At 66.8% G+C, this 6,233-nt stretch carries 7 protein-coding genes; 4 read left to right on the top strand and 3 right to left on the bottom strand.

Annotated features, from left to right (window positions below; genetic code table 11):
* On the bottom strand, positions 1–1,001 hold a 1,001-nt coding region (locus AB0F10_RS43420), incomplete at its 3' end, for an L-lactate permease (RefSeq protein ID WP_360639888.1).
* A 357-nt stretch (positions 1,002–1,358) separates the two neighbouring features.
* On the opposite strand from AB0F10_RS43420, the gene AB0F10_RS43415 reads away from it, so the two are divergent.
* Positions 1,359–1,916, top strand: a complete 558-nt coding sequence (locus AB0F10_RS43415) for a GNAT family N-acetyltransferase (protein WP_360639885.1) — start codon at positions 1,359–1,361, stop codon at positions 1,914–1,916.
* A gap of 101 nt (positions 1,917–2,017) precedes the next feature.
* The gene (locus AB0F10_RS43410) at positions 2,018–2,338 is read left to right on the top strand and encodes a hypothetical protein (protein WP_360639882.1); all 321 of its coding nucleotides are present in this window, start codon (positions 2,018–2,020) and stop codon (positions 2,336–2,338) included.
* 74 nt (positions 2,339–2,412) lie between these two features.
* On the opposite strand, the gene AB0F10_RS43405 is transcribed toward AB0F10_RS43410, so the two are convergent.
* Positions 2,413–3,945, bottom strand: a complete 1,533-nt coding sequence (locus tag AB0F10_RS43405) for an APC family permease (protein ID WP_360639879.1) — start codon at positions 3,943–3,945, stop codon at positions 2,413–2,415.
* 62 nt (positions 3,946–4,007) lie between these two features.
* Positions 4,008–4,646, bottom strand: coding sequence for a GPP34 family phosphoprotein (locus tag AB0F10_RS43400; protein WP_360639877.1), 639 nt, complete (start codon positions 4,644–4,646; stop codon positions 4,008–4,010).
* A 215-nt stretch (positions 4,647–4,861) separates the two neighbouring features.
* On the opposite strand from AB0F10_RS43400, the gene AB0F10_RS43395 reads away from it, so the two are divergent.
* Together AB0F10_RS43395 and AB0F10_RS43390 are read left to right on the top strand one after the other, a co-directional pair.
* Positions 4,862–5,707: a helix-turn-helix transcriptional regulator gene (locus AB0F10_RS43395; RefSeq protein ID WP_360639874.1), complete on the top strand. Its 846-nt coding sequence runs from the start codon at positions 4,862–4,864 to the stop codon at positions 5,705–5,707.
* 81 nt (positions 5,708–5,788) lie between these two features.
* Positions 5,789–6,004, top strand: a complete 216-nt coding sequence (locus AB0F10_RS43390; RefSeq protein ID WP_360639871.1) for a DUF397 domain-containing protein — start codon at positions 5,789–5,791, stop codon at positions 6,002–6,004.
* Positions 6,005–6,233: the final 229 nt, after the last annotated feature.

The raw sequence follows: 6,233 nt of genomic DNA, 5'->3' as shown, positions 1-6,233 counted from the left end.
GCGACCGCGCGGGCGCCCCCGGCCCCGCTGCCGCGCCGCCCCCCCGCCCCCCCCGGCCCCCCGCGCGCGCCGGGCGCCGGCGCGGCGGCGGAGCCGGCCGCCTCGGCCTCGGCGCCGGCGGGCGGCGCGGGCCGGGTCTCGCGCAGGTCGGGCGACTCCACCGGACGCCAGAAGCGCAGCAGCAGCACGACGGCGGCCGCGGCCAGCAGCGCCGCGATGATGTCGGTGAGCGGCACCGAGATGTAGTTGGAGGCCACGAACTGCCCGACGGCGAACACCCCGCCGGCGGTGAGCGCGGCCGGCCACGTCTGCCGGATGCCGCGCCGCCCGTCGATCACGGCGACCAGGATCAGCGGCACGACCACCGCCAGCAGCGGGGTCTGTCGGCCCACCATCGAGCCGAGCGTGTCGGTGTTGAGCCGCGGGTCGTCGGCGGCGCCCGAGGTGACGGTCGAGAGCGTGACGATCGGGGTGGCGAGCGCGCCGAACGCCACCGGCGCGGTGTTGGCGATGAGGGCGACCGCGGCGGCGCGGATCGGCGGGAAGCCGAGCGCCATCAGCATCACCACGGTGACCGCCACCGGGGTGCCGAAGCCGGCGAGGGCCTCGAGCAGCGCGCCGAAGCAGAAGGCGACGATGATCGCCATGATCCGCATGTCGGGGCTGACCCGCTCCATCGAGCGGCGGAGCACGTCGAAGTGCCCGCTCGCCACCGTGAGGTTGTAGACCCAGATGGCGTTCAGGACGATCCAGAGGATGGGGAAGAAGCCGAACGCGGCGCCCTCGCTCGCGGAGAGCAGCGCCTGCCCGACCGGCATGGAGTAGACGACGATCGCCACGACGAGCGCGACGGCGAGCGCGATCAACCCGGCGAGCCAGGCCCGCATGCGCAGAACGCCGAGCAGGATGAAGAGCGTCAACAGCGGCAGGACCGCGAACAGGGCGGAGAGCGCCACGGAGTCGGCGACAGGGTCCGTCACGATCGTGAACTGATCCGACATGGCAGCCATCCAGGACGGTCGATGGTTCGTAACGACAATCTAGCGCCTGGGCAGCTCCGGCGACATCTGGAGGAAACAATCCGGTCCCGGCGGCCGCCTCCGTCCTACTAAGACTTCGCGGCATCCCGAGGGCTCACAGGAACGCGTTTTCCGTGCAACTTGCACGAAGTACATGACCATGGCATGCCAAAATCGCCGTCAACACGCGTGGACGCCGCCCAAGACCAATAAACCGGTTCTCACGGCCTGTTGTTCTTGAGTCACTCTCCGTACTCTGTTGGTCAATCAGCCATCGATCAACTTCAGTCGCAGACGCGGATCGGTGGTCACGACCAGCAGCATTGCGGGGAGCAGAGCATGGTCATCAAGGTTGTCGATCGGATCAATGACGACGAGATCCTGGAATCGGCGTGGGACCTCTATCTCCACGCCTTCCGCGAACTGAACGCGATGGCGGTGCAGCGACACCTCATGTACCGCCATGAGTTCGACGAGGTCATGAACGATCAGCGCGTCCAGAAGTATCTGTGCGTGGACGACGACGGGACCCTCTGCGGGTTGTCCACGTACACGAACGATCTCGACGCGGTGCCGCTGATCGCTCCTGAGTACTTCGAGCGGCACTGGCCCGAGCATTATGCGGCACGAAAGATCTGGTACATCGGATTCGTCGCGGTGCACCCCAAGGCACAGGGCCGGCACATGTTCCGTCAACTGGTCGAAGAGATGTACGTGGTCGCCGCCACCCAGAACGGCCTCGTCGGCATCGACATCTGCAGCTACAACGACGAGGTGCTGAACTTCTCGCACGTGTTCCGGAGCATGGTGGAGCGGCTCACCGCCAACATGCGCTTCCAGCGCATCGATCAGCAGTCGTACTGGCTCTACGAGTTCCCCAATGAGGAGGCGGCCTGAGTGGTCACCGGACGTCATGCCATAGGCGACCTCCGTTTCGACCACAACGGTGATCCACCGGGTACCTGGTTGGGAGACCGGCGCGCGTGACCGTGCCGGAGATGAAGATCGCGAGTGCGGTGGTCATTTGCCTCCAGGTATCTCGGGAGTCCGGCTCGGTCGAGCCGGGCGTGGTGGCGATCCAGCAGGGCGCTGCCGATACCCCGATTCTGCGGATCGGGGTGCGCCACGGGGAACGCCGGATGGTGGTCCGGGTCGAGCGGACGAGGTGCGTCCTGCGCCGCGGGAAGCTCACGTGCGCGGTCGTGCGCCGACCCGGCCACTTCGCCGGCCCGCCGCCCGGCCTCGAGCGGCGGGGGGATCATCGGTCGCGGTGTGGCGGCGGCAGCCACGAGGCCGGCGGTGCCTTCCGTGCCGGCTGATGCGTCGTCACGGCTCGCCGATCCTCGGGTGGCGTTCGTCATCGAAATCCTCTCTCGCGAAGCGGGCAGCCCGATCAGTAGTGATAGCCCCGGGCCCCGACAGGTTCATGTGACCCTTTGGTCAGGGGCGGGCCTTCCGGTAACGCCACGACACCTCCGTCGGCGCCGCGGCCGATCCCCGCATAGGCCTCCGGCCGCGCGGCCCGCATGCCCAGCGCCCAGACGACGCCGATCAGCGCGACCCCGCAGTAGAGGACCGGGACCAGCCACTGGAACGGCGAATCCCCGTCGACCTGCATGAGCTCGCCGAAGCCGATCACGGTGATCCCGAGCACGGCGCTGAGCAGCAGGAACGCGATCATCGGGGCGATGGTGGCCCGCCAGGCGTTCTCCAGGCCGCGGTTGCGCACGAAGAACGCGAGCACCGCGAAGGACGCGCTCCACATCAGGATCAGCACGCCGAGCCCGCCGATGGTGGTCAGCCAGGCGAAGAGGTACAGCAGCGGTTCCGCGCCCGCCGCGGCGTACGCGATGAGGACGCCGAGCGCCAGCAGGCTCTGGGTGATCGAGCCCAGCAACGGAGCACCCGTACGCGGATGGGTGTGTCCCCACGCGGACGGCAGCACCCCCTCGCGGCCCAGGGCGAACTGGTAACGCGCGACGGCGGCGTGGAACGCGAGCAGCGCCGCGAAGACACTGGTCAGGAACAGCATGTAGCCGATGTCCACCAGGACCCCGGGCACGTGCGGTGCGACCAGCGCGAACACCAGGTCCGTCCGGTGTTCCTGCGCGGTCGCGACGATCTGGTTCGCGCCGGTGTTCACCGACATCGCCCAGGCGGAGATGCCGCAGAGCAGGCCGGCCAGGATGACCGCGAGGTGGGTGGCCCGCGCGATGGTCTTCTTCGGGTCCTTGGCCTCCTCGGACAGCACGACCGTCGCCTCGAAGCCGACGAACCCGGCGACCGCGAGGACCATCATCGCGCCGACGTCGGCGGAGAAGATCTGCCCCGGCGCGAGCGTCTCGAAGCTGACGTGCCCGCCGGCCGGGTTGGCGACCATCACCAGGTCATAGATGATCACCACGCTGATCTCGGCGACCAGCAGCACGGCGAGGACCTTGCCGCTGAGGTCCACCCAGAGCAAGCCGAGCACCGCGACCACGGCCCAGGCGGCCAGGGCGCAGGGGAACCAGCCGACCGTCACGCCGAGCGCCGCGAGGATGTCGGAGGCCGCCGAGCCGAAGAGCCCGAACAACCCGATCTGCATCAGCGAATAGGCCGGCAGCGCCACGAATGCCGCGCCGACACCCGTGACCCGCCCGAGCCCGTGACTGATATATGCATAGAAGGCGCCGGAGTTGACGATGTGGCGGCTCATCGCCACGAACCCGACCGTGAAGATCGACAGGATCCCGGCGACCACCAGGTAGATCACCGGCACGGCGGTGTTGCCGATGAGGGCGTAGATCGCCGAGATCGAGCCGATGATGACGGTCAGCGGGGCGGCACCCGCCACGCCGAAGAAGACCACGGAGGGCACGCCGAGCCGGTTACGAGCCAGTGCCGTCGAGATGATGTCCGGCTCGGGCGTTTCCTTACGCGTCATCAACAGCCTCCCGGCCCATTGATCGAAGTTGTCCGGTCGGCGGTGGTGCCGCCCGCGAGAGCTCACCGACGCCCGACGGCGAGCACCGAGCCGACGCTTGACTCGGTGTACTCGATCAGCTGTCGCAGGTCCTCTGGCAGGGACGCCACCGTGTTGGGTAGCACGGTGAGCGCGGAACGGTGGGCCTCGAAGTCCCACAGCACGTGGCGGGTGAGCCCGGTCGCGGCGACGAGCCCGGCGAGCACCCGGTCCCCGATGGACATGTCCACCCCGCGGACCAGGATGTTCGCGAGCCGCATCGGTGCCCAGGCCGCCGCGTTGCGCTGCAGCTCGTTGTTGGGCATGTAGAAGGTCTGTGTGCTCAGCATCCGGCGCCGGGTCACCGACTCGACCGCGCCGCAACGCTCCAGCCGCTCGCCCACCCGGATCGCCGCGTCCTGAGACAGGTAGGCCAGCCAGGTCCGCACATCGCGGTGCTGCGGCTGGGCTATCAACAGGTCGAGAATTGAATGGGTGAGTGCGTCGCGAGGCGGTGCGTTGCTCACGATCTCGAGGTCACCCGCGTAGATACGGAGCCGGTCGTCGAGGATAAGCTCGCCCAGTAGCGAGGCGGCCAGACCAATACCGGTGGCCCGCGGATGCAGCCGTGATCGGCCGGTCCGGTCCTCGTGTGCAATCAGGTAGAACTGGTCAGCCAGCACGCCGCCACTCCCTAGTACGTACGTACACATCGACATGAGATTCGTCCACGGACAACTGCCCGTATAGGCCGCACTTACTCTTTGTCCGGTGCATCATGTACCCAGCTCTAAGGTCAACACAAGAAGTACTAGACTCGGAATCCAGGCGTATGTTCTTGGCGAAGCATGGGACGGTGCAGAACGTGTATCCCTACCCGAGAACCGAGGGGGCCACAGTGGCCACTGACGAGGGCCCCACCCTGCGGCGGCGCCGCCTGGGAGCCGAGCTGAAGCGCTGCCGCGAGGCCGCCGGACTGACCCAGGAGATAGTCGGACGCCACTTCGAATGGCACGCGGCCAAGGTCACCCGGATCGAGACGGCCCGCGTCGCGGTGACCGCCCGCGACGTCAAAGACCTGCTCACGCTCTATGGCGTCGAGGACGAGGCCTACCGCGAGGCGCTCATGGCGCTGGCCCGGCTCTCCCGGGAGCGGACATGGTGGACGGACTACCGCGACATCATGCGCCCGGGCAACTTCGTCGGCCTGGAGGCGGAGGCCTCTGTACTACGCGCGTGGGAGCCGGTGCTGGTGCCGGGCCTGCTGCAGACCGAGGCATACATGCGGGCGCTGATGCGCACCGGCCGGTCCTTCGACCCGCCGCACCACATCGATCGCCGGGTCGCGCTGCGCCTGAAGCGCCAGGGCCGGCTGACCGCCCGCAACCCGCTGACCCTGGCCGCGATCATGGACGAATCCGCGGTGCGCCGCATCGTCGGCGGCCCGGAGGTCATGAATGAACAGCTGCGGCATCTATTAGACACTGCACAACTACCCACAGTAACGGTGCAGATCTTGCCATTCGACGCCGGCGAACACCCCTTCCTAGGGGGCTCAGCAGCGCTTTTGGAGTTCCGGGAGACCACTCATTTGGATGTAGTTTACCTAGAGGGTCTTGCGGGAGACTACTACGAAGAGCAACATTCAGAGGTCGCTCGCTACCGAGACGAGTTCGAGCGGCTGAGCGCCAAAGCCCTCGACAGTCGTCTGACGATCAAGATGATCGAGGGCCTGCTTCACTGATAGGCCCTGCTTCACCGATAGGCCCTGCGCGGGAAGCGTGCAGTGAGAACTACAACCGCATATCGAAGGGAGGTGCTTGGCATGCCTGCGCACCATCTCGACGCTGCCGTGTGGAAAAAAAGCAGTCGCAGCAACGGAAACGGCGGCAACAACTGTGTCGAGGTCGCAATCCTCGACACAGCCGTTGCCGTTCGCGACAGCAAGAACCCTACGGGTCCAGCTCTCATCTTCAACCCGTCAAACTGGACTGAGTTTGTTGACTCAGCCAAGGGCGGCGAGTTTGATCTGAACAGGTGAGAGAATACCGATCGGTGCGTGACGATGGGAAGTAGTAATTCAAAATCAACTTCCACCGATGCATGATCCGTTTCAAGATAGTGAAACGTTTGTCAGCGGTCTTCGGATTGCGCACCATCGGATCCGTGCGGTAGTGAAGTTCGGGGCGCCCGGCCGGGCGCCCCGCACCGGCGTTCAGGCCCCGGGGCAGGGGTTTATCGGCACGTCACAGGTATTAACCACGGCATAT

It is taken from the genome of Actinoplanes sp. NPDC026623, assembly GCF_040638275.1.
In the GTDB taxonomy this organism is placed as follows: Bacteria; Actinomycetota; Actinomycetes; order Mycobacteriales; family Micromonosporaceae; genus Actinoplanes.
Note: the sequence above shows the minus strand (reverse complement) of the source record. Positions and strands in the feature narration are given on the sequence as shown.

Excerpts from the sequence above, each read along its gene's own strand:
- AB0F10_RS43405 (WP_360639879.1), bottom strand. The coding sequence starts at position 3,945 with ATGACGCGTAAGGAAACGCCCGAGCCGGACATCATCTCGACGGCACTG.
- AB0F10_RS43415 (WP_360639885.1), top strand. The coding sequence starts at position 1,359 with ATGGTCATCAAGGTTGTCGATCGGATCAATGACGACGAGATCCTGGAA.
- AB0F10_RS43390 (WP_360639871.1), top strand. The coding sequence starts at position 5,789 with ATGCCTGCGCACCATCTCGACGCTGCCGTGTGGAAAAAAAGCAGTCGC.
- AB0F10_RS43410 (WP_360639882.1), top strand. The coding sequence starts at position 2,018 with ATGAAGATCGCGAGTGCGGTGGTCATTTGCCTCCAGGTATCTCGGGAG.